The following is a 315-nucleotide window of genomic DNA, read 5'->3' as shown; positions in this document are numbered from 1 at the left end:
TTTGATGCTTCTTAGCAGACAAGATGAACGGTTAGCTTATGCGATACTAGCTCAGTTGGTAGAGCGCAACCTTGCCAAGGTTGAGGTCATCGGTTCGAACCCGATGTATCGCTCCAAATTCTATTCTTAGAAGCTGTCTCTTTGAGAATGTGCTCAGAATGAAAATGGTTTAGTCTCATTGTCTTAAACAATGCATCCGGACGCGGGATGGAGCAGTTTGGTAGCTCGTCGGGCTCATAACCCGAAGGTCGTCGGTTCAAATCCGGCTCCCGCAACCACATTACAGTTGAACGTTGATTTGATGCTTCTTAGCAG

2 tRNA genes are annotated in these 315 nt (G+C 46.7%); both read left to right on the top strand.

Features of this window, described 5'->3' with window-relative positions:
* Positions 1-40: 40 nt before the first annotated feature.
* Positions 41-116 (top strand) — tRNA-Gly (locus tag AB4232_RS22225).
* Between the two features lie 85 nt (positions 117-201).
* Positions 202-278, top strand: a tRNA-Met gene (locus AB4232_RS22220).
* Positions 279-315 lie beyond the last annotated feature (37 nt).

Source organism: Vibrio sp. 10N.286.46.A8 (assembly GCF_041470165.1).
Taxonomy (GTDB): Bacteria; Pseudomonadota; Gammaproteobacteria; order Enterobacterales; family Vibrionaceae; genus Vibrio; species Vibrio tasmaniensis_A.
Note: the sequence above shows the minus strand (reverse complement) of the source record. Positions and strands in the feature narration are given on the sequence as shown.